The organism is Desulfosporosinus sp., assembly GCF_014237355.1.
Taxonomy (GTDB): Bacteria; Bacillota; Desulfitobacteriia; order Desulfitobacteriales; family Desulfitobacteriaceae; genus Desulfosporosinus.
On sequence record NZ_JABZFS010000076.1, the window covers coordinates 29,108 to 49,270 of the forward strand.

Below are 20,163 nucleotides of genomic sequence, written 5' to 3' on the forward strand. Positions count from 1 at the left end.
TATATATGCGAAAGTACCATCGGCCAGATTTAGTCTTGCTCGGGGCGATTATGGCTCTGTTAGCGATAGGGTTTGTTATGGTTTATAGCTCAAGTGCTGTAAGGGGTTACATACAGTACGATGACCCCTATCATTATCTCAAGATGGAGATACTCTGGGTTACGATGGGACTAATAGCGATGTTTATAAGCATGGTGGTCGATTTACGCTGGGTGCGTAAATTTGCCAAGCCGGCTCTTATTATAGCGATTGTCTTACTAATTGCGGTCAAGATACCAGGAATTGGGCGAAGAGTAAATGGCGCTGACCGCTGGATTGGACTTGGGCCATTATCGATTCAGCCTTCGGAAGTGATAAAACTCTCAATGGTGTTGATGATGTCTCATCTGCTTGCTCTTAATCCTCATAAGATTGAATCCTTTCGCAAAGGGGTTCTGCCCATTCTCGGTTTAATGGGGATGATCGCAGGGTTGATTATGCTCCAGCCCGATCTGGGTACGACCCTGGTAATAGCGGCGACCACGTTCTTTATGTTGATTGCGGCTGGGGCCAAGACTGGGCATATTCTGGCCTTAGGCGGGACTGGATTAGGTCTGGTAGTAGCTGCTATAGCGGCTGCCCCCTACCGAATGCGGCGTATCTTCGCCTTTTTGGATCCCTGGGCTGACCCCTTAGGAAATGGGTATCAGACGATTCAAGCTCTTTTGGCCTTAGGCCCTGGTGGATTATTTGGCTTGGGCTTAGGGCAAAGTCGGCAGAAGTTTTTATATTTGCCGGAAAACCATACGGATTTTATCTTCGCTATGATTGGAGAGGAACTTGGTTTTGTGGGTGCTTCTTTGGTTGTCTTAATCTTCTTCCTTTTCGCTTGGCGAGGATTTCGAGTGGCAATGAGGGCTCCCGACGCGTTTATGGGCTTTCTTGCTGTTGGCATAACTGCCATGGTATCTGTTCAGGCAATGATCAATATGGGCGTCGTCAGCGGGGTGTTGCCGGTTACGGGAATCACCTTGCCGTTTATAAGTTATGGAGGAACATCCCTTGTTTTTACCATGGTGGGAGTTGGGGTGCTGCTAAATATTTCTAGGGAAGTAAGGTGAAAATCGAAGTACGAGGTACGAGGTACGAGGTGTGCTTTAAGGGCTTTAGGGGGTTTTGATGGTGCGTGTAATTTTGACCGGTGGTGGAACAGGTGGACATATTTATCCGGCTTTAGCCATCGCCAAAGGGTTATTGGCGCGTGATGCTGAGATTGAAATTCTCTACGTGGGAATTCAAGATGGAATGGAAGCCCGGTTGGTTCCGGAGGCAGGAACAGCTTTTAAAGGTATTTCGGGACAAGGACTTCCCCGCAAGTTAAGTGTGGAAGCAATAAAAGTTATCGGCAAAAGTTTCAAGGCTCTGTGGGAAACAAAGAGGATTTTGCGTGAATTTCATCCAGACCTTGTCGTGGGAACGGGAGGATATGTGTCTGGTCCTGTTGTATTAACCGCTTCTTTATTCAATATTCCAACCCTGCTCCATGAGCAGAATGCTTTACCGGGTATTACAAATCGAATTTTGGCACGGGTTGTGCGCCGAGTAATGGTTACCTTTCCCGAGAGTATAGCGCATTTTGGTGTTAAAAATAAGCTGGAATTGGTGGGGCTTCCAGTTCGTCAGGAAATTGGACAAATAAGACGTGTAGCTGGAGCGAAGCACTTTGGATTACGACCGGACCGTTTAACCTTATTAGTAACGGGTGGGAGCCGTGGAGCACGCACCTTAAATCAAGCTATGATCAATGTCTTAGAACATCTTGCTCAGCGTTCGGATATTCAAGTGATTTGGGCAACTGGAACTATGACCTACCCAGAAACCATTGAGGAATTAAAGAAAAGGGGTATTTCTTGGCAGCGTCCTCAGTGGCGTGTCCTGGAATATCTGAAGGACATGCCGGAGGCTTTAGCCTGCACAGACCTATATGTCGGCAGGGCTGGGGCAACTTCCCTGGCTGAACTGATGGTTGCCGGAATTCCCAGCGTGCTAATTCCATATCCTTACGCAGCGGAAAATCATCAAGAACATAATGCTCAGGCACTAGCCCAAGCTGGCGCAGCTCAACTTATCTTAGACTCGGAATGTGATGGTGAACGGCTATGGAAAGACGTTGATAAACTTATTTCTGAACCAACACGTCTAGCTAAAATGGGATCGGCTGCCCGTAGCTTGGCTCAGCCAAATGCTTTAAATAGAATCGTAGATCTATGTCTAGAGACCGCTTGGCGGTGATCGTGGTTCGATATTCGTGGTTCGTGGTACGAAACTCCCCTCTCCTTGGCTCAGCCCAATGGCTTTAAACATTGATTATCGACTACTTTGCATAGAAATGTATTCGGTTATTCGCGTTCGAACCACGAATATCGAATATCGAACCACGATTATGTTCACACCTTTTCGCTCCTATGCATAGCATATGGCAGGAACAAAGGAAAGGAGTGAGCATGGTGTGGCCAAGGCGAAAAATACAACTGGTTGCTTCTGCTGCGGCTCCAGGAATTGGTGGAGTTCGGGCTATATTGAAGGGGAATCAGCTTGAATTTACCGAGGTTGAGCCGATTACGGAGAATTTAAGCCATGAATTTTCGGAACGGTGGATGGAGAAGCCGTTTGATGCTGCTTCCATATCTGATTCCGATCAATTCAGCCCCGTAACCGAATTGGTATACTGGCCTAAGAAGCAGAACGATGATTCCTGGCGAGATACCATACTTGAACAAGGGATAAAACAACAATCTGTTCAATCGTTAATACATAATATTTTGGAGGATGAACTAATTTTATGGGTTTCAGAACCGACAGTTCTTTTTAACGAGCGCCCCTTGTTAGGGCATATCTTAAAAGAAGCTGGGTTTGAACCAACGATACTCTGGCCAAGAGCCGATGGACGATGGGAATGTGAGCGGAGGCAAGGACTACATTGGCTGATTCCAGAGTCCTGGCTAGTAGGGCTTATGGAGAAAAGCACTTTGGGAAGAGGAACGATAGGGAACAAAGAGGAGGAAAGGACCTCGTGGGTGGTTCGTGATACTCGGATTGACTTTTATCGTTCGAAGGATGGTCAAAAATTCATAGGTCACTTGCCACGTTGGCCAGAATTGAACCAAGAAGAAATGGCTGCTCAATGCATAGCTAAGTGTATAGATTTAGGTGTTTCCTGGTTAGACATAAGGCTAGCTTTAAGCTCTATTTGGAAGAACATAACAATGGTAAATAACTTGAGGTGGAATAGTCATGATTTTGGATGGAATGCCGGGGCGTGTCGAGAAGAATTATCCTCTGAATCTATTGAGCACGTGGAGGATTGGTGGGCCCGCTGAGGCTGTTTATTGGCCTGAAACTGTAGAAGACTTGTCAAGTGTATGGAAGAATGCCCAAGAGGCAGAAATTCCCGTGCGGCTCATCGGTCGGGGGTCTAATGTTCTCTTTCCAGATGAAGGACTGCCCGGAATAACCTTAGTGACTACTTCCCTACGCGGAATTAGCTGGGGGGATTACACAGTTCGAGTTGAAGCTGGGTATACATTAGCTCGTTTAGCCCAAGAAGCAGGAGAACGTGGCTGGAGCGGCCTAGAGTTTGCCCGGGGCATCCCTGGGTCGGTTGGGGGGGCAATCATGATGAATGCTGGTGCCCATGGTGGTGAAATGGCTTCTCGTATTCTCGGTATTTCCACGCTTTGGGCGGACGGAAGTATTAGGAAATTAGAGAGATCACAGTTCGAGTTTGCCTATAGGCACTGCTCTTTGCGCGGTAAAGCGTGGGTCTTGGAGGCTCAGCTTATGTTTTCTCCAGGAAATCGTGAGCAGATTTTACACCACATGAAAGAAAACTTAACTAAACGTACGGCTAATCAACCACTTGAGGAGCCTAATGCAGGCAGTGTTTTTCGTAATCCTCCTGGAGATTCTGCAGGACGATTGATTGAGGCCGCTGGTTGGAAAGGTAAGACCATTGGCGGTGCAAAAGTCTCAGAGAAACATGCTAATTTCATCGTGAATACGGGAAGGGCCAAGTCTAAAGATGTACTCGCCTTGATAGAAGCCATTGTATTGGATGTACAAATAAAATATGGAATTACATTGCAAACAGAGGTAGAGAGTATCTTAACTGGAAATCGTGGAGCGTGAATGGGGGAAAGAATATGACGATGGATCGCTATGTTATTACCGGAAAACAGCGGTTGGAAGGAAGTATTCGGGTAAGCGGGGCAAAGAATTCTTCCCTTCCCTTACTGGCAGCAACTCTTTTAGCTGAAGGGACATCCAGCTTGTTAGAAATCCCAGAGTTAGCAGATATTAAACATATGATTGAGGTGCTTGAGCATCTTGGCTGTAAGGTAGTGCGTCAAAATGAGGCAATGCTTATTAATGCAGGCGGATTAGAATCTTGTGAAGTTGATGAAGCACTTATGCGGCAAATGCGAGCTTCCAATCTTATTTTAGGTCCTTTACTAGCCCGGTATGGACGAGTAAAGATTTCTCGACCGGGTGGGTGTGCCATTGGTTCACGTCCGATGGATCAACACATCAAAGGGCTGCAACTTCTTGGCGTAAAGGTTAAGGAAAAGCATGGCTATATTGAAGCTAGGGCGGACCAGCTTAGGGGAGCGGATGTCTACTTAGATGTCCCGAGCGTAGGAGCCACGGAAAACATTATGATGGCTGCAGTTTTAGCCCAAGGGACTACGGTCATCCGAAATGCAGCCCGTGAACCGGAAATTGTCGATCTGCAGAATTTCTTGAACAAAATGGGAGCAAAAGTACGGGGGGCAGGAATGGATGTCTTAAGAATCGACGGGGTAGACGCACTCCATCCTGCTGAACACACTGTGATACCTGATCGAATTGAAGCAGGTACGCATATGATTGCAGCAGTTATGACTAAAGGGGATGTGGTTATTGAAAATGTTGTCCCTGAACATTTAGAACCAGTAATAGCTAAGTTAAGGCAGGCTGGGGCATCTATAACCCTCTTAGATGATTCAATTCGTGTGCAGCAAGGAGGAGGGATTCGAGGGGTAGATATTAAGACTATGCCTTACCCTGGATTTCCAACAGATATGCAGCCACAGTTTATGGCTATGCTTTCTGGCGCAGAAGGAACTAGTATTATAACCGAAACGATCTTTGAAAACCGATATCAACATGTCGATGAGCTGCGTCGCATGGGAGCCCAGATTACCGTTGAAGGAAGAACCGCGATCATTCGCGGAGTAGAAACCCTTGAAGGCGCTTTTGTGGAGGCGACAGATCTTCGGGCCGGGGCAGCGCTTTTCCTAGCAGCCTTAGCTGCAGAAGAAGCAACCGTACTCGAAAAGGTAGATTATATAGATCGTGGATATGAGAAATTAGAAGAAAAATATTGTCAATTGGGAGCAAAACTACTGCGTGTTTCAAACAAAGGTAAAAGTGAGACACATTAAACTTCAACCTTGAATTTGGTTTTAGAGAATTATACGAATAGATGCTTATTAATTTAAATTTTATTTTTAAAAATTTCAAAAAAGGCATGTACAGAATAGGACTGTATTCGTTATACTTGGGAGAAGGAGGAAAACGCCACAATGGAACCCAAGAAAATGAATACGTCCTTTTTTTATGTCTCAGTTTTAACGATTCTGCTATCCCTGGGCTTGGCGCTCTTTTTGCGCTCGAATGCTTTTGCTATTCAGAATGTTAAGGTTCAGGGGCTTAGTCTAATCTCAGAAAATGAAATCCTAAAACTATCCGACGGAATTCAGGGACAAAACTTGTTGCTCTTTGATCGCAAGGCCCTTGAATATAAAATTTCCTTACACCCACTTATACATAGTGTGCAATTCCAGAGAAACCTTCCTCAGACACTCGTTATTCAGGTGAAGGAGAGAACTCCGGCAGCCTTGGTAGTCGTCCCAAAGGGGATCTTGGAAGTCGATGCGGAAGGGACCTTTCTAAGGCGTTTGGAGAGTTGGCCCAAAAATAATTACCCCGTTATTAGCGGAATCGAACTCCCGGATACAGTAGGACCGGGACAAAATCTTGAGAGTCCTCTTCTTGCCGCAGCACTTCGTTTGCTGGGACAAGCTCCACCCCAATTGGTTGCTCAGATTGGAGAAGTGCACGTAAATGCGGTAGAACAGATTACTTTATTTCTGACGAGTGGTGTGGAAGTCCGACTAGGACAAGCTAATGACTGGATCGATAAATTAAATGCCCTCTATCAGCTCATAATTGATGAAGGGTATACGTCGATTCAACAAGGGGTACGCTATATTGATTTCACGGCGGCTAAGCCAGTAATTGGCCGCTAAGGTAGGAGGATTTTAGGTTTATGTGGTTACCGTTATTAGGCTTGGTTTTGGGATTGGCGATTGGGTATGTCAGCCCGTTTTCAGTTCCTATTGAATACGCCAAATACTTATCTGTTGGAATTCTCGCAGCATTAGACTCTGTTTTGGGGGGGATACGTTCTGCTCAAGAGGATCATTTCGACAGCACCGTGTTTTTGACTGGTTTCTTCAGCAATATGCTTCTGGCTGCCTTGTTGGCCTACGTTGGTGATCGTATTGGCGTTGATTTGTACCTGGCAGCTGTGGTCGCGTTTGGCGTGCGTATATTTCAAAACTTGGGGAGTATACGTCGGCACCTCATTAAAAAGTAGATTGAACGGTCTTGATTTTCTTGTTATCAATTTGTCATTACTTTACAGAAATTTTTATCTCTAAAAAAAAGGGTTAATGCATAAGGACATAGAATTTGTAATGTTGTGTGCATTTAAGTGGGTAGAGTTTTAAATGTTTATGCATGTTCAACGACACACTTGGGCGTTGGACAGCACAAGTGAATATTTGTTATAACCTGTGTTTTTAAGGATATTGCAGGTAAGAATGAGCGAGGGGGTCAAAGCCTAAATGCTGGAATTTGATACAGACTTAAACCAATTTGCAGAGATTAAGGTTATTGGTGTTGGTGGTGGTGGAAACAATGCGGTTAATCGCATGATTAGCGCTGGTTTACAAGGAGTAGATTTTGTTACGGTAAATACAGATTCCCAGGCTTTACAGCTCTCCCGTGCAGGTGAGAAAGTTCAAATAGGGATAAAGTTGACCAAAGGACTTGGGGCAGGAGCAAACCCGGAAATTGGTGCTAAAGCAGCGGAAGAAAGCCGTGAAGAACTCGCTAAAGCCTTAAAGGGAGCGGACATGGTCTTTGTAACTGCAGGAATGGGAGGCGGAACTGGTACTGGTGCGGCCCCAGTCGTTGCAGAAGTGGCCAAAGAAATGGGAGCATTAACCGTCGGTGTAGTTACTCGTCCCTTTACTTTTGAAGGGCGTAAACGAGCTATGCAGGCGGAAAAAGGGATTGCCGAACTCAAAAGCAAAGTGGACACTCTGATCACAATTCCAAATGATCGTTTGTTGCAAGTAGTGGACAAGCATACTACTATCCATGAAGCTTTTCGAATTGCAGATGATGTCCTTCGACAAGGGGTACAAGGTATCTCAGATTTAATTTCAGTTCCTGGCTTAATAAATTTAGATTTTGCTGATGTCAAGACAATTATGTCAAATACTGGATCAGCCTTAATGGGTATTGGTCAGGCAACTGGAGAAAATCGTGCAGCAGATGCAGCTAGGAAAGCAATCTCTAGTCCGTTACTGGAAACCTCGATTGAAGGAGCTAAGGGCGTATTGCTTAATATTACTGGAGGAAGTAATTTAACTCTCTTTGAAGTAAACGAAGCTGCGGGAATCATTGAGGAAGCAGCAGATCCTGAAGCTAATATTATTTTTGGTGCGGTAATCGACGAGGATCTAAAAGATGAGATCAGAGTCACAGTGATAGCCACCGGATTTGACCAGCAGTGGGCTGGCTTTGGAGCTGCCCCTGGAAAAGTTCAGGAGAATATTATTAAGACAGTACCCAAAGAAGGGGATCTGGATATTCCGGAGTTTCTTAGACGCAGACGTTAAAGAAACTAGTAAGTAATATAACGAGATGCAATTATTTGTAATATGCGTTAAATTTTTACGACATAACGCTTTTTCATAATTGCATCTCGTTTTTATGTGGCAGACAAAGGTATGTCTCAGGGGGGAGTAAAATGGACTAAAAGATAATGAAAGTACTCAACAAAATCCTTGAGAATCAAACAACAATGACAAAACGATTAGATGCTGTAGAAACACTAAAGATAGAAGTACAGAATAACACAGAGAGTTTGGGAACCCTGAATGAAGATCTTAAAAATAACACTATGGGCTTGGAGAACCTGAAGGGTGATCAGAGTCTCTGATAGCAATTAAATGGGTAATTAGGTTTTGGTTTATCATCTAATATCTTAAACGTCAATAAATTGGGCAGATCCATTATTCGAAGGATCTGCCCAATTTTATTTATAACATTCAAGACAAGTTTTTATAGAGCATGTTACCATTCAAATCGTCGAATAACCTTGTGTAAGTGAGCTGATGTTTTTGCTAATTCAGAAGAAATTGTGGCTATTTCTTGGGTCGAAACCATTTGTTGTTCGACCGTGGTTGCTGCTTGAGTGGCCCCTTCAGCAAATTGAACGGCGATTGTAGTCGCTTGCCGTTGAGTTTCTGCTAAGAGTTGACTTTGAATGAGAAGACTATCTGCATTTTGAAGATTAGCTTCTACTTTAGATGATGTCGCATTGATTACTTCGTCAAGAGATGTGATAGCTTGTCCGGCCTTTTCGATCACATCTTTTCCACGGTTTACCTCACCCATACCTTGACTGATATTACTAACCGTTGCATCAACCATAGTTTGAACCCCGGTTATCAGCTCCATAATTTGGCGAGAAGAATTGGCCGAACCGTCGGCTAGTTTTCGAACCTCTTCTGCAACAACGGCGAATCCTCTGCCATGTTCACCGGCCCGGGCAGCTTCAATTGCCGCATTCAGAGCTAATAGATTAGTTTGTTCAGATATGCCAGTTATAACTGAGATAATATCTCCTATTTTTTGTGCCTGTTCAGCTAAGTTTAGAATAGATTGATTCGCTTGTTCAGTGACTTGATAAATGATGCCCATCTCACGAATCGCTTCATTGATTGCCCGCGTTCCTTCTTGACTGGTTGTTTTAGCGGATGTAGCTAAGGAAAGAACTTCCTGAGTACTTGATAAGATGCTTTGGGAAGCGGATTGGATTTCATCTACTTGTTTTTGAGACGCTTTCATTCCTTGAATTTGGTCAGTTGCGCCGGCACTAAACTCTTCTAAAGTAGCTGCTAAGGTTTCTTGATTTTCAGCAGATACATGAGCATGGGAGGCCTGGGTTTGGCTCATGTTTTGTGCTCGTTCGGAAAAAGAAGCCAGATCCATAATTATGGACTTCATACCCAAAGATACCTTGTTTACTTCATAGGATAAATTGCCTAATTCGTCATCTGAAGGTGCTTTGGCCAGAACCGTAAGATTTCCTTTAGCAATTGCTTTGGTTACTTTAAATGTTTCCTGAAGGGAAGTTGCTAATTTGTTTTTCAGCCAGACACTGTAAAAGATTTGTGCTCCTAGTGCAAGCATAGATGAAAGCATGGAAACAGTTGAAAAAGAACTCAGGCCAATCCAGGTTCCACCGAGAAAGAGAGTGGGCAGTACGCCTGTAAAAACTTGCTTCGTTAGTCGAACCTTGTGCAGGGGTATGCCTAAGCGTACAGCATAGGTATGCTCTCCGTGAACGAAAACTGGACTTGCAGCGTCAAGTAGCACTTCTCCGGTGTTGCGGTGATAAATCTGGGTAATTGGTTCGGAACATTGAGCGGCTCTTAACTCAATTTCATTGTTAAAATACATACCTTCTCGTAAACGATTTGAGTGCACTACTGCCAATCCCTTAAGATCACAGAGTAACAAATATTCATGGTTTTGGAGGTTTAGGTCAATGGCTTCTCTAATTGGTTTGCGGGCACTTTCCAAATCTTTAAATTGTGCTAAGATGCCTTCGAATTCTTTGGCAATACGAGTTATAGTTTCTAATCCATGTTTCTTCTGAGTAAAGCCTATGGATACATTTTTTGACATTAAAAAAACCGCCTTTATGACTTGAATTACAATAGTTGACATTAATCTAAGAAGACGTGAATATCAAAGTTAGGAATAAAAATATTTGTATAAAATTACTAATACAATACCATGAAAGAATTAATTCTTCAATGAAATTGTTTGAAAAATGACGAAATGTTAATTAATTTCATCTTAAATGACTTAATATTATTTTAATTAATATTTATTGATAATTTTTATATTGTTAAACTTAGTTATGTCATCGTCAAGAGTCTTCTTCATCAATCAGAAGGGGGCTCTATTTTTTGTTAAGTAAGATGAACCTGTTTCGTAGAACCGACGGTTTCATTGGGACAGATTTTTTTGACATTATTTATAAAATTACTTAAGCAAAGGACTAAATATCATTGTTGTTCCGGATGCTTCCTAGATAAAAAACTACATCAATCGCATTAGTTTTCCTAAAATATCCATTTATACCCCCCTGAAAGCGACAGGTTTTACTTCATCTTTCAGATATAATTTTTTAAGAAGCATTATTGAAAGGGTGCACCAGATGGGCGTTGCAGAGACTTATCTCGATCTGGTTATTCTCATTAATGGGGGAATGGACACTCTTCTGCTTATCCTTCTAGGTCGACTTATCCACCTCCCGGTCCGACCAAGCCGAATCCTAATAGCTGCGTTGCTCGGTGAGGTTCCGGTCATTTTAGCGTGTTATTATGCGCCTCCATGGGCCATTTTATGTAAATGGTTTATTCCATTTCTTATGGTGGCAGTCGCATTTCCAAAACTTGGGCCGAGGATCTTGCTCAGGGCATTCATTGGTTTTTGGCTTCTTTCAGCTGGACTTGGCGGTTTTCTGTATGCAGCATGGGGTTGGACTCAATTCGATAGCGGACAAAGTGGTGAGCAATTAACCCTGGTCTTAAGTAATTTCTGGGTCCTTCCGGCAGGGGTAATACTATGGTGGGTTTTACAGTGCCTTTGGCAGCGATGGCAGGATAGGAAGTCGGTTCTGGAAAGAACTATCTACGATTTGGAAATTAACTTTGGTGGTGAAGAGCGTGGGATCGTGAATATAAGAGCGTTAATGGATACTGGAAATCATTTGCGAGATCCGTTAACGGGGTCCCCAGTTATTCTTCTAGAAGAGGAGGTTGCCGCAAGTGCTATGCCGGATAGTATTCGGGCATTCCTAGATATCCCTTGGAAGGATTACGCAGACCCTTGGCCCCTACTATGGAAACTCAACCCGAAATTAGTAAAACACCTTGTTTTTATCCCTTTTCAAACCATTGATACCCAGAGTTGGCTGCTTGGGATAAGACCTGAACGTGTGACCTTTTTTAGCAAGAAGGGATCTCAGCAAATCCATGCTACGGTAGCACTTGTCAAGCAAGTGTTAAGTTCAGAGGGTGAATACCAAGCGTTACTACACCCAGAACATGTGCAGAAAGGTGGAGATGGATAAATGAAGTGGTGGAGTAATGCTCAAGGTAAGGTTAGACGCCTGTGGGTTATCTTCGTTCAAAAAATCTTTGGAGTTAGCGGAATTTATTATGTTGGAAGCAGTGAAGCCCTACCGCCACCACTTAACTCGGATGAAGAAGGAGTGCTGCTAGAGCGTTTAGAAATGGGAGACGGATCAATACGGGATATTTTAATTGAACGTAACCTTCGTCTTGTAGTCTATATTGCACGTAAATTCGAAAACACCGGAATCGGGATCGAAGATCTGGTTTCTATAGGTACTATCGGACTTATTAAAGCTGTCAATACCTTTGATCCTCAGAAGAAAATTAAGCTGGCAACCTATGCCTCACGGTGTATTGAAAATGAAATATTGATGTATCTTAGACGTAACAATAAAACTCGATCCGAAGTCTCCTTTGATGAGCCTTTAAATATTGATTGGGATGGAAACGAGTTGCTTTTATCCGATGTTTTAGGCACGGAAAATGATATCATTTCCAAACCTATTGAGGAACAGGTAGACCGTCAACTCTTGCATTTAGCAATGGGGAGGCTGACCAATAGAGAAAAGGTCATCATGGAATTAAGGTTTGGTTTGGATGATGGAGTAGAGAAGACTCAAAAAGAAGTAGCGGATCGTTTAGGAATTTCGCAGTCCTATATCTCCCGACTTGAGAAACGAATTATTCGCAGATTACGTAAAGAATTTTGTCGATTGGAATAACCTAAACAGTGTTAGGGCATACTTCCCAACAGAATTTGCTTGGGGGGTGCTCGTAGTTTGGCATTGAATAAAGTTGAGATTTGTGGAGTGAACACCTCAAAGTTGCCTGTGTTATCCAGCGCGAAGATGAAAGAGCTATTTGTGATTTACCAAGCTGGAAACCGCAGTGCCCGTGACAAACTAATCCATGGGAATCTCCGCCTTGTTCTTAGCGTGATTCAACGGTTTACGAATCGTGGAGAATATGTGGATGACCTTTTTCAAGTTGGATGTATCGGGTTGATGAAAGCTATTGACAATTTTGATCTTGGGCAGAACGTCAAGTTCTCTACTTATGCTGTCCCAATGATTATTGGGGAAATTCGTCGGTATTTAAGGGATAATAATCCGATAAGAGTAAGCAGGTCTTTGCGTGATATTGCCTACAAGGCGCTTCAGGTTCGAGACCAGTTGGTAAGTGAACGGTCATGTGAACCAACCGTAGCGGAAATTGCCCATAAACTCTCTCTACCACGTGAAGATGTTGTTTTTGCTTTAGATGCTATTCAAGAACCAATTTCTTTATTCGAGCCCATTTACCATGATGGCGGGGATCCGATATTTGTGATGGATCAAATAGGGGATGATAAGCAGTCCGATACTGGCTGGGTTGAAGGTCTGGCTGTGCGAGAAGCTTTGCGTCGTCTAAGTGAACGAGAGAAACTTATTTTATCACTGCGGTTTTTCCAGGGTAAGACCCAAATGGAAGTTGCAGATGAGATTGGAATTTCTCAAGCTCAGGTTTCCCGTCTTGAGAAAGCTGCCATGCAGCATATGCGAAAGTTCGTGTAACGCGATGTGCGAGGCACGAGGCTCGAAGTTCGATGGGGGACTAGTGGGCATCGCAGCATCTTAAAAACGCTTGGTAAGTGTGATGGGTAAAATAATCAGATGGCCCATGCTATTTAGAGACTCTCCCTCATAGTATGATATATGAAGTACGATGCACATAAAGTGTATAGTAGGACCTATCTCGGGGCTGGGCTTGATATTCGAACCTCGAACATCGAGCCTCGAACCTCGCTAAAGGGGGGGTGGCAATGAGGGTCTCGGATTTAAGATTACTAGATATAGTGAATGTAAAGGATGGTCGTAGGCTAGGGCCAATCAAAGATCTGGATTTAGATTTAGACCGAGGTGTCGTTAAAGGAATTATTGTGCCAGGATCCTCACGAAGCTGGGGGCTATTTGGCAGTCCAAAGACAGAGGATTTTTTTGTTCCATGGGATCACGTAAAAAAAATTGGAGTTGATGTCATCTTGGTGGATGTCAACGACTTGCCAGAATTCAATACAGAAAATGAGGATCGACGCTAATCCCGAATTGGAAAAGCATAAACCTTTGTTCTCGCTCGGGGCAAAGGTTTATGTCTATTTGTATTTCTAGGGACTTAGATTAAAAGAATAGTCGCATTTCCGGTTATACTAGGACTTTTGGAGGTTTGTCCTTAAGGGTATTAAATGATATATTAAATGTAAACTGAAGGAGTTAAACGAATGAGCTGGGAATGGCACAATAGTGGTAGTTTAAACTACCTTACTGTTCCAAAATGGCAAGCTGAAGGTATTGATTTGGGGTTTTCAACTCGTGTTGGGGGAGCGGGCATAGTTCCTTATGATACATTGAATTTAGGGCTCCATGTTGGAGATGATTCGAACGTCGTTCTCGAAAACCGCAGGCGTTGGTTTGATCAATGGGGAGTTCCCTGGACTAGGGTAGTAGTGGGAGAACAGGTTCATGGGACTGATGTGATATGGGTTAAAGAAAAAGACGGGGGACGAGGCGCGAGGGAATTAGAGACGGCGATTCCAGCCGTCGACGGGTTAGTAACCCAAAGTTCTCTTGGCCTAATGGCTTTTTTTGCAGATTGTGTTCCTCTCTATTTTTATTACCCAGATCTTAAGGCAGTGGGAATTGTACATGCAGGGTGGAAGGGAACTGCCAATAAAATCGGACAAAAAGCGCTAGAATGTTTCGAAGACGCTGGAGGTCGCACGGAAAATGCCTGGGTAGCGATTGGACCAAGCATTGGTCCATGTTGTTACGTTGTTGACGAACGGGTAGCTCTGCAATTTAAGTCCAACTTTGATAAAACCCCGTTTCTTCGTCCCCAAGAGGATGGACATTACTTGCTTGATCTATGGGAAGCTAACCGAATGGTGGTCTTAGAAACAGGAGTTCGCCCGGAAAATATTAATGTTGCTGCAATTTGCACCGCAGATAATCCAGAATGGTTTTTCTCCCATCGTCGAGATGGTGTCCGGACAGGGCGGATGGCAGGATGGATCCGAGTGCGAAGTACGAGGTGAGATACTCGAGGCACGAGAGATACATAAGGCGCGAAATAATGAACTTTCGTCTAACCTTAAGTACAGACGAGTTCTAGGACAAAGCGGCTAAATATTCAAGGAACCATGCACGATGCATGTGCTAAATGTTCGAGAGAACCAATTCGAGCTTCGAACCTCGAATATCGAACATCGAACATCGATTAGGGGGGTGGGTCAGTGGCAACCGTCTTAGTGGTTGATGATGAGGAACCGATTCTTGAACTTCTTACATTTAATTTAGAGAAGGAAGGGTATCGTGTATGTGTAGCAAAGGATGGTCAGGAGGCCTTGGATTCTGTTGAGAAGGAACAACCTCATCTTATAGTGTTAGACCTTATGTTGCCGGGAATGGATGGTTTAGAGGTTTGTCGAAGAATTCGCTTAATTCCAAAATTCCAGCAATTGCCCATAATCATGTTAACTGCCAAAGGTGAAGTTATTGATAAGGTCCTAGGCCTTGAGCTCGGGGCCGATGATTATATGACAAAACCCTTTAGTCCTCGTGAATTGTTAGCTCGAATTAAAGCACGTTTGCGCAGAATCAATTCGTCTGAGGAGGCAGATTCTCAGGTTATACGGGGGGAATTGAGAATTGATGTAAATGGGTTCCGTGTTTATGTGCGGGGTGAGGAGACCGAATTAACCCCCAAGGAGTTTGAACTTCTGCGTGTCTTGATGACACATCCTGGTCGGGTTTATTCCCGGGATGATTTACTAGAGCGAATTTGGGGATATGAATATGACGGGGATACCCGTACAGTTGACGTACATGTTCGTCATCTGCGCTTAAAAATCGAAAAGGATCCTTCGCATCCTGAGTACATTGAAACGTTACGCGGAATTGGCTACCGCTTTAAAGGATAGTAGATATGAGTTTAAAATGGCGATTAACCGGATTATTCCTGGGTATGACTGGGCTTTCCCTGCTGCTATTCTGGGTGGGGGAAAGCGCGAGGCTGGTAACCGGAGAGCAACAGAGTATAGGAGTTATTACCCTTGCGCTGCTTTTACCTGCTGGAGTCGTTTATTTCTTCACTAGCCAGCTAACACGTCGAATGGAAAAACTTCACTTTGCAACCCAACGAATTGCTCGAGGAGATTTTGGGCATATTGATTTATCAGATTCTACGGATGAATTAGGACAATTTACTGTGGAGCTCAATAGTCTTTCCCGTCACGTCGAGAAGATTGTTCAGAATGGTACTCAAGAAGCACAAAAAATGGAGGCAATTTTGGCAGGGATGCAAGAAGGTGTAGTAGCTGTAGACCATGTAGGGCGAGTTGTCTTAGTGAATACTGCAGCTGAGAAGATTTTTGAACGAGAAGGTACTGTTCGAGACTTGGAATATCTCCTGGAGCTAACCTGTGACTTAGAGCTAGAGCAACTAACCCGCAAGGTGCTTTCGGGGCAACCTTCGGCAACGAAAGAATTACAAATTGCGCAAAAGACAGTGCAAAGTAAGATAAATCCCATTTTAACGGAGCAGGGTCAGTCACGAGGGGCGGTCATTGTTTTTCATGATGTCACAGAGCTTCGGCGACTGGAACAAATGCGTACAGAATTTGTGGCCAATGTTTCCCATGAATTAAGAACTCCCTTAACCTCGATTAAAGGGTTTGTAGAAACACTTCTCGATGGAGCTGCAGATGATCCCTCGTTACGGAATCGATTCCTGAATATAATTCAAGCAGAGACTTTACGCTTGCAACGACTCATTGAAGACCTACTAACATTAGCCCGTTTTGAAGGACAGGAAAATCGGATGCAAGTGAGTTCTAGTAAGGTGAGTTATGTACAAAAAGCGTACAATAAGATTAAACCAGTTATTCTAAGTATAGCTCAAGCCAAAGGAATTCAGGTGGAAGTAGAGCTGCCGGAAAACTTGCCTCCGCTTATCATAGGCGAAGATTTATTAAGTCAGCTTCTCTTAAATCTTTTAGAAAATGCAGTCAAATATACAGCATCAGGTCGAGTCTGGCTGCATGCACAAGTAGGGCCCAAATATCTTCGCTTAGAGTTTGGAGACACGGGTTGCGGCATACCAGAAGATATTTTGCCAAGAGTCTTTGAGCGCTTCTATAGAGTGGACAAGGCCCGTTCACGAGAACAAGGCGGGACTGGACTTGGACTAAGTATTGTAAAACACATGGTTGAAGGTCTAGGCGGAAGTATTAGCGTAAATTCTAAGGTAGGAGTTGGGACTGTCTTTACGTGTATTTTACCAAGGGCGAAATCGTAGTTAGTGGTTCGTAGTTCGAACGTCAGATAGGTAATTCACTGGGGAGGATAAAATGGAGGGGAAAAGAAGAAAACAATATTATTGGTTTTGGGGTATACTGTTTATTGTTTTAGTAAGTGGAATTGTATGGTCTTATCGTTCTACTTATATTGCCGGAACAATCAAATTTGTAACGGCTCAAACGGGAACCATTAACCATGAACACTCTGTAGCTGCAACGTTTGCTAATCAAGAATTACCAGTCATTGCACCGCTTTCTGGTAAGGTACAATACATAGCGGAGGATGGTCAGCGCATTAGGCGTGGAGAGCCAGTGGCTGTAGTTTTGCCTGAAGGGGCAGCTCCTGGAACAAAAGAAAGCCTACAGAACCAGACAATTACAGCGGCTATGGGCGGGCTGTTTTTTCGCCAAAGTGATGGCTTGGAAACCATTTTGACTAGCGAAAACCTAATCATGATGGATCTTAACAAACTACTGACTCAGACATCCCAAGTAAGGGTAGTAGGAGCAACAGCACAAGCAGGAGAAATCATTGGAAAGATTGTAAATAACCTCGTTCCTACAGTGGCCTTTCTTGAAATGTCGAGTCTTGACGGACTCTCCAATGGTAAGTTGATACGTCTAACGATTGCAAATCAAACGGTTAGTGCGAAAATATTACGCAAATCGGATCAACCCAAGGGAGTAATTGTTCAATTTCCTCACTATATAGATGGTACAACGGCCCAAAGACGGCAAGAAGTGACCTGGATCTATCGACCGCCAACGAATGGAATTCTAATACCGAAAACTGCATTGTGGACTCAGGGCGAGGAGCTGGGAGTTTTTCTCTGGAGTGAGGGGGTTGTAGAGTTTAGAAAGGTGAAAGTTCTTGACGAAGATGATGATATGGCCTGTATAGAGAATCTACCTAGCGGTATCCCTGTTGTAATAACCCCCCGTGAAGGTCTTGAGGGATTAGTAGCTAAGGTAAAAAATATCTAGACCAAGCTTTTAATTAGCAGGAAACCAACGGAAGCTTGTAGAATTTATGGCGAAGGAGATAGTCTGATGTTGGCAAGAGCGGGTATCGAGCAACGCTTGACTGAGGTTCGTCAGCGGATAACCCAAGCCGCTGCACGAAGTAAAAGAGACCCGAGTAGGATTCGATTATTGGCGGTTTCTAAGACCCAACCGATTTCTGTTATAGAGGAGGCTTATGGGGCGGGACAACGAGTCTTTGCAGAAAATCGGGTTCAAGAATGGCTGGAGAAAGCGCCTGCGCTGCCGGATGATTGCCAATGGCATCTAGTGGGAAGGCTTCAAACGAACAAGGTAAAGTATTTAGATCAGAACGTTGCCATGATCCATTCTTTGGATCGGTTTCCGTTATTGGAAACACTTAATGCACAAGGTGAACGACGTGGAATTGTTTGGACGACCCTAGTTCAGGTGAATACCGCTAGGGATCCGGCTAAGGCAGGACTTATGCCAGAGGAAGTACCAGACTTCTTGAGTTCAGTTAGAGAATGCTCCCATGTCCGGGTTCAAGGGTTAATGACCATTGGTGCTTTAGGGGCAAGCGCAACGGAAACACAAGGGTTTTTCCGGCGACTTCGTGAGTTGCGTGATACTTTGCAGTCTAGAGTTTTTCCCGGAGTTGACTTGCAGGAGCTTTCGATGGGGATGAGTCAAGATTTTGAACTGGCTATTGAGGAAGGGGCAACCCTTATTCGTGTAGGTACCCAGATTTTCGGTAAACGTTAATTATGGTTCAATGGAAGGGGAGGGGTTAATGAAGTGGCTAAATTAATTGATAAAGTGATAGGAATAATGGGATTTGCAGATGAAGAGCCTGACGAGGATATCTTTGAAGAGAATGAACGTGAAAAGGCGGCTCAAGAAGAGGTTCGAACAAGCCGGAAAAATGCTCCGGTTGTAAGCATACACACTCAAAAACAAATGAGAGTGGTTGTTATGGAACCAAATTCCTTCGAAGAGGCTCAAAATATTGCGGATCAACTTAAAACACGCCGGCCAGTTATTGTTAACCTTGAAAACGCTGAAAAAGTTTTGGCTAAACGAATCGTTGACTTCATAAGTGGGACAACCTATGCTTTAAATGGTAATATGCAAAAAGTAGGAAATGGTATTTTTCTGTTTGTGCCAAATAATGTGGATATTTCCGGAGAGATGCGTGACGAGCTGCAAGATAAAGGCTTGTTTTGGCCAAGTTCAAAAATAGGGAGGGATTAATATTTTATTCGTCGGTCAAGTTATCAGTAAAGTGATCACTATTTTGATATACGCGATTTTTATTCGAGTTATTTTGTCGTGGTTTGGACCTAAATTATCACCTCACAATAACAAGTTAGTCAGTGTCCTCTATGACGTAACCGACCCAATTATTAAGCCGTTTCAACGTTTTCAATTTGGTAATGCAGGAATGACCGTAGATTTTTCTCCGATTTTCGCCATTTTTGCCCTTAATATTGCTCAGTGGCTTATTGGTCAGATTTTCTTCAGATGAAGAATTCAATTGATCGGAGTGTACTTAAATTCTGGGATGAAAAAGAAGCACGTTTAGAAGCAGCGCATTTGTTGGATCAGATGAACCTGGTGATGAATGAACAGTCTAAACAGGTCACCCCATTTTTAAGCTTTGCCATGCGAGAATGGACTGAATCAGTTCTACGTAAGGAACATCTCGCGTATTTAGCGGAGGGAGGATTTCCAGAAACGGAACGGGTTCGAATTGTTATAGGCCCTAAGGGGAAAATCTTAGATGTCAGGGACTCACAGATTTCTCTGCTCTGGGTACGTCCGACGGATCCCCGCGCACAACTCGAGCATCGGCAGATCCTAGGATCCCTTATGGGGTTAGGTTTTAGACGGGATGTCTTTGGAGATATTCAAGCGGGGCTGAAGGGTTACTATATCGCTACAACGTTAGAAATTGCCCCGTTTTTGTTAAATCAATGGACGCAGTCGGGCCGTGAGAGAATTAAGGTTACGCTCTTTGAAGGACAACCGGATTTGCTTCCTGATTTAGGTGAGGAGCGCCGTATTACGGTCAATTCGTCCCGCTTAGACGCAGTCATCGCAAGTGCTTTTAGAGTTTCGCGAGGGACAGCGCAGGAATGGATTACCCAAGGGAAGGTAAGAAGAGAAGGCCTTGTGGTGTGCAAAGCGGATGTAGAAGTGCAGCCTGATAATATGATCTCTTGCCGAGGGTATGGGCGTATCAAACTTTTGGAGCGTTCAGAGACCCGCAAAGAACGAATAGCATGGCAAATCGTACTTTTTCGGTCAAAACGGCAGTAG

Annotated in this window: 22 protein-coding genes; 21 read left to right on the forward strand and 1 reads right to left on the reverse strand. The window is 43.8% G+C overall.

What is annotated here, in order from left to right; all coding sequences use genetic code 11:
• Positions 1 to 5: 5 nt before the first annotated feature.
• From spoVE to HGJ98_RS16930, 9 genes are all read left to right on the forward strand, one after another.
• Positions 6 to 1,100, forward strand: a complete 1,095-nt coding sequence (gene spoVE, locus HGJ98_RS16890; RefSeq protein WP_291352862.1) for a stage V sporulation protein E — start codon at positions 6 to 8, stop codon at positions 1,098 to 1,100.
• A 61-nt stretch (positions 1,101 to 1,161) separates the two neighbouring features.
• Positions 1,162 to 2,271, forward strand: coding sequence for an undecaprenyldiphospho-muramoylpentapeptide beta-N-acetylglucosaminyltransferase (gene murG / locus HGJ98_RS16895; RefSeq protein WP_291352863.1), 1,110 nt, complete (start codon positions 1,162 to 1,164; stop codon positions 2,269 to 2,271).
• 212 nt (positions 2,272 to 2,483) lie between these two features.
• Positions 2,484 to 3,359, forward strand: coding sequence for a hypothetical protein (locus tag HGJ98_RS16900; protein WP_291352864.1), 876 nt, complete (start codon positions 2,484 to 2,486; stop codon positions 3,357 to 3,359).
• The gene (gene murB / locus HGJ98_RS16905; RefSeq protein WP_291352865.1) at positions 3,274 to 4,167 is read left to right on the forward strand and encodes a UDP-N-acetylmuramate dehydrogenase; all 894 of its coding nucleotides are present in this window, start codon (positions 3,274 to 3,276) and stop codon (positions 4,165 to 4,167) included. The genes HGJ98_RS16900 and murB overlap by 86 nt, the downstream gene beginning before the upstream one ends.
• A 14-nt stretch (positions 4,168 to 4,181) precedes the next feature.
• On the forward strand, positions 4,182 to 5,462 hold the full coding sequence (gene murA / locus HGJ98_RS16910; protein WP_291352866.1) for a UDP-N-acetylglucosamine 1-carboxyvinyltransferase: 1,281 nt from the start codon (positions 4,182 to 4,184) through the stop codon (positions 5,460 to 5,462).
• Between the two features lie 141 nt (positions 5,463 to 5,603).
• Complete coding sequence (locus HGJ98_RS16915; protein WP_291352867.1) at positions 5,604 to 6,329, forward strand: FtsQ-type POTRA domain-containing protein; 726 nt, start codon at positions 5,604 to 5,606, stop codon at positions 6,327 to 6,329.
• 20 nt (positions 6,330 to 6,349) lie between these two features.
• Entirely contained in the window at positions 6,350 to 6,679 is a 330-nt protein-coding gene (locus HGJ98_RS16920) for a small basic family protein (RefSeq protein ID WP_291352868.1), read from the forward strand.
• 250 nt (positions 6,680 to 6,929) lie between these two features.
• The gene (gene ftsZ, locus HGJ98_RS16925; RefSeq protein WP_291352869.1) at positions 6,930 to 7,991 is read left to right on the forward strand and encodes a cell division protein FtsZ; all 1,062 of its coding nucleotides are present in this window, start codon (positions 6,930 to 6,932) and stop codon (positions 7,989 to 7,991) included.
• Between the two features lie 146 nt (positions 7,992 to 8,137).
• Positions 8,138 to 8,314: a hypothetical protein gene (locus HGJ98_RS16930; protein ID WP_291352870.1), complete on the forward strand. Its 177-nt coding sequence runs from the start codon at positions 8,138 to 8,140 to the stop codon at positions 8,312 to 8,314.
• Between the two features lie 134 nt (positions 8,315 to 8,448).
• Here the strand turns inward: HGJ98_RS16930 and HGJ98_RS16935 are convergent, their stop codons facing one another.
• On the reverse strand, positions 8,449 to 10,068 hold the full coding sequence (locus HGJ98_RS16935) for a methyl-accepting chemotaxis protein (protein ID WP_291352871.1): 1,620 nt from the start codon (positions 10,066 to 10,068) through the stop codon (positions 8,449 to 8,451).
• Between the two features lie 538 nt (positions 10,069 to 10,606).
• Between HGJ98_RS16935 and HGJ98_RS16940 the strand changes: the two genes are divergently transcribed.
• From HGJ98_RS16940 to HGJ98_RS16995, 12 genes are all read left to right on the forward strand, one after another.
• Positions 10,607 to 11,524 carry a sigma-E processing peptidase SpoIIGA gene (locus tag HGJ98_RS16940; protein ID WP_291352872.1) on the forward strand — a complete coding sequence of 306 codons (918 nt, stop codon included), beginning with the start codon at positions 10,607 to 10,609 and terminating at the stop codon, positions 11,522 to 11,524.
• A complete protein-coding gene (sigE, locus tag HGJ98_RS16945) occupies positions 11,525 to 12,250 on the forward strand; it encodes an RNA polymerase sporulation sigma factor SigE (RefSeq protein ID WP_291352873.1) in 726 nt (241 codons plus the stop codon). It abuts the gene before it with no gap.
• Between the two features lie 57 nt (positions 12,251 to 12,307).
• Positions 12,308 to 13,081 (forward strand): RNA polymerase sporulation sigma factor SigG, encoded by a 774-nt coding sequence (gene sigG / locus HGJ98_RS16950; RefSeq protein WP_291352874.1) that lies wholly within the window; start codon positions 12,308 to 12,310, stop codon positions 13,079 to 13,081.
• A 248-nt stretch (positions 13,082 to 13,329) separates the two neighbouring features.
• A complete protein-coding gene (locus HGJ98_RS16955) occupies positions 13,330 to 13,605 on the forward strand; it encodes a YlmC/YmxH family sporulation protein (RefSeq protein WP_291352875.1) in 276 nt (91 codons plus the stop codon).
• 180 nt (positions 13,606 to 13,785) lie between these two features.
• A complete protein-coding gene (gene pgeF / locus HGJ98_RS16960) occupies positions 13,786 to 14,598 on the forward strand; it encodes a peptidoglycan editing factor PgeF (protein WP_291352876.1) in 813 nt (270 codons plus the stop codon).
• 198 nt (positions 14,599 to 14,796) lie between these two features.
• Positions 14,797 to 15,483, forward strand: a complete 687-nt coding sequence (locus HGJ98_RS16965) for a response regulator transcription factor (protein WP_291352877.1) — start codon at positions 14,797 to 14,799, stop codon at positions 15,481 to 15,483.
• Between the two features lie 5 nt (positions 15,484 to 15,488).
• On the forward strand, positions 15,489 to 16,859 hold the full coding sequence (locus HGJ98_RS16970; RefSeq protein ID WP_291352878.1) for an ATP-binding protein: 1,371 nt from the start codon (positions 15,489 to 15,491) through the stop codon (positions 16,857 to 16,859).
• A gap of 52 nt (positions 16,860 to 16,911) precedes the next feature.
• Positions 16,912 to 17,844, forward strand: coding sequence for an HlyD family efflux transporter periplasmic adaptor subunit (locus HGJ98_RS16975; RefSeq protein ID WP_291352879.1), 933 nt, complete (start codon positions 16,912 to 16,914; stop codon positions 17,842 to 17,844).
• Between the two features lie 66 nt (positions 17,845 to 17,910).
• Positions 17,911 to 18,606 carry a YggS family pyridoxal phosphate-dependent enzyme gene (locus tag HGJ98_RS16980; RefSeq protein WP_291352880.1) on the forward strand — a complete coding sequence of 232 codons (696 nt, stop codon included), beginning with the start codon at positions 17,911 to 17,913 and terminating at the stop codon, positions 18,604 to 18,606.
• Between the two features lie 33 nt (positions 18,607 to 18,639).
• Positions 18,640 to 19,095: a cell division protein SepF gene (locus HGJ98_RS16985; RefSeq protein WP_291352881.1), complete on the forward strand. Its 456-nt coding sequence runs from the start codon at positions 18,640 to 18,642 to the stop codon at positions 19,093 to 19,095.
• 43 nt (positions 19,096 to 19,138) lie between these two features.
• The gene (locus HGJ98_RS16990; protein WP_291352882.1) at positions 19,139 to 19,369 is read left to right on the forward strand and encodes a YggT family protein; all 231 of its coding nucleotides are present in this window, start codon (positions 19,139 to 19,141) and stop codon (positions 19,367 to 19,369) included.
• The gene (locus tag HGJ98_RS16995; protein ID WP_291352883.1) at positions 19,366 to 20,163 is read left to right on the forward strand and encodes a YlmH/Sll1252 family protein; all 798 of its coding nucleotides are present in this window, start codon (positions 19,366 to 19,368) and stop codon (positions 20,161 to 20,163) included. Before HGJ98_RS16990 ends, HGJ98_RS16995 begins: the two co-directional genes overlap by 4 nt.

Excerpts from the sequence above, each read along its gene's own strand:
- HGJ98_RS16940 (WP_291352872.1), top strand. The coding sequence starts at position 10,607 with ATGGGCGTTGCAGAGACTTATCTCGATCTGGTTATTCTCATTAATGGG.
- HGJ98_RS16935 (WP_291352871.1), bottom strand. The coding sequence starts at position 10,068 with ATGTCAAAAAATGTATCCATAGGCTTTACTCAGAAGAAACATGGATTA.
- HGJ98_RS16980 (WP_291352880.1), top strand. The coding sequence starts at position 17,911 with ATGTTGGCAAGAGCGGGTATCGAGCAACGCTTGACTGAGGTTCGTCAG.
- murA (WP_291352866.1), top strand. The coding sequence starts at position 4,182 with ATGACGATGGATCGCTATGTTATTACCGGAAAACAGCGGTTGGAAGGA.
- spoVE (WP_291352862.1), top strand. The coding sequence starts at position 6 with ATGCGAAAGTACCATCGGCCAGATTTAGTCTTGCTCGGGGCGATTATG.
- HGJ98_RS16915 (WP_291352867.1), top strand. The coding sequence starts at position 5,604 with ATGGAACCCAAGAAAATGAATACGTCCTTTTTTTATGTCTCAGTTTTA.
- HGJ98_RS16995 (WP_291352883.1), top strand. The coding sequence starts at position 19,366 with ATGAAGAATTCAATTGATCGGAGTGTACTTAAATTCTGGGATGAAAAA.
- HGJ98_RS16920 (WP_291352868.1), top strand. The coding sequence starts at position 6,350 with ATGTGGTTACCGTTATTAGGCTTGGTTTTGGGATTGGCGATTGGGTAT.
- sigE (WP_291352873.1), top strand. The coding sequence starts at position 11,525 with ATGAAGTGGTGGAGTAATGCTCAAGGTAAGGTTAGACGCCTGTGGGTT.
- HGJ98_RS16955 (WP_291352875.1), top strand. The coding sequence starts at position 13,330 with ATGAGGGTCTCGGATTTAAGATTACTAGATATAGTGAATGTAAAGGAT.
- HGJ98_RS16970 (WP_291352878.1), top strand. The coding sequence starts at position 15,489 with ATGAGTTTAAAATGGCGATTAACCGGATTATTCCTGGGTATGACTGGG.
- ftsZ (WP_291352869.1), top strand. The coding sequence starts at position 6,930 with ATGCTGGAATTTGATACAGACTTAAACCAATTTGCAGAGATTAAGGTT.
- HGJ98_RS16900 (WP_291352864.1), top strand. The coding sequence starts at position 2,484 with ATGGTGTGGCCAAGGCGAAAAATACAACTGGTTGCTTCTGCTGCGGCT.
- pgeF (WP_291352876.1), top strand. The coding sequence starts at position 13,786 with ATGAGCTGGGAATGGCACAATAGTGGTAGTTTAAACTACCTTACTGTT.
- HGJ98_RS16930 (WP_291352870.1), top strand. The coding sequence starts at position 8,138 with ATGAAAGTACTCAACAAAATCCTTGAGAATCAAACAACAATGACAAAA.
- HGJ98_RS16975 (WP_291352879.1), top strand. The coding sequence starts at position 16,912 with ATGGAGGGGAAAAGAAGAAAACAATATTATTGGTTTTGGGGTATACTG.
- murB (WP_291352865.1), top strand. The coding sequence starts at position 3,274 with ATGATTTTGGATGGAATGCCGGGGCGTGTCGAGAAGAATTATCCTCTG.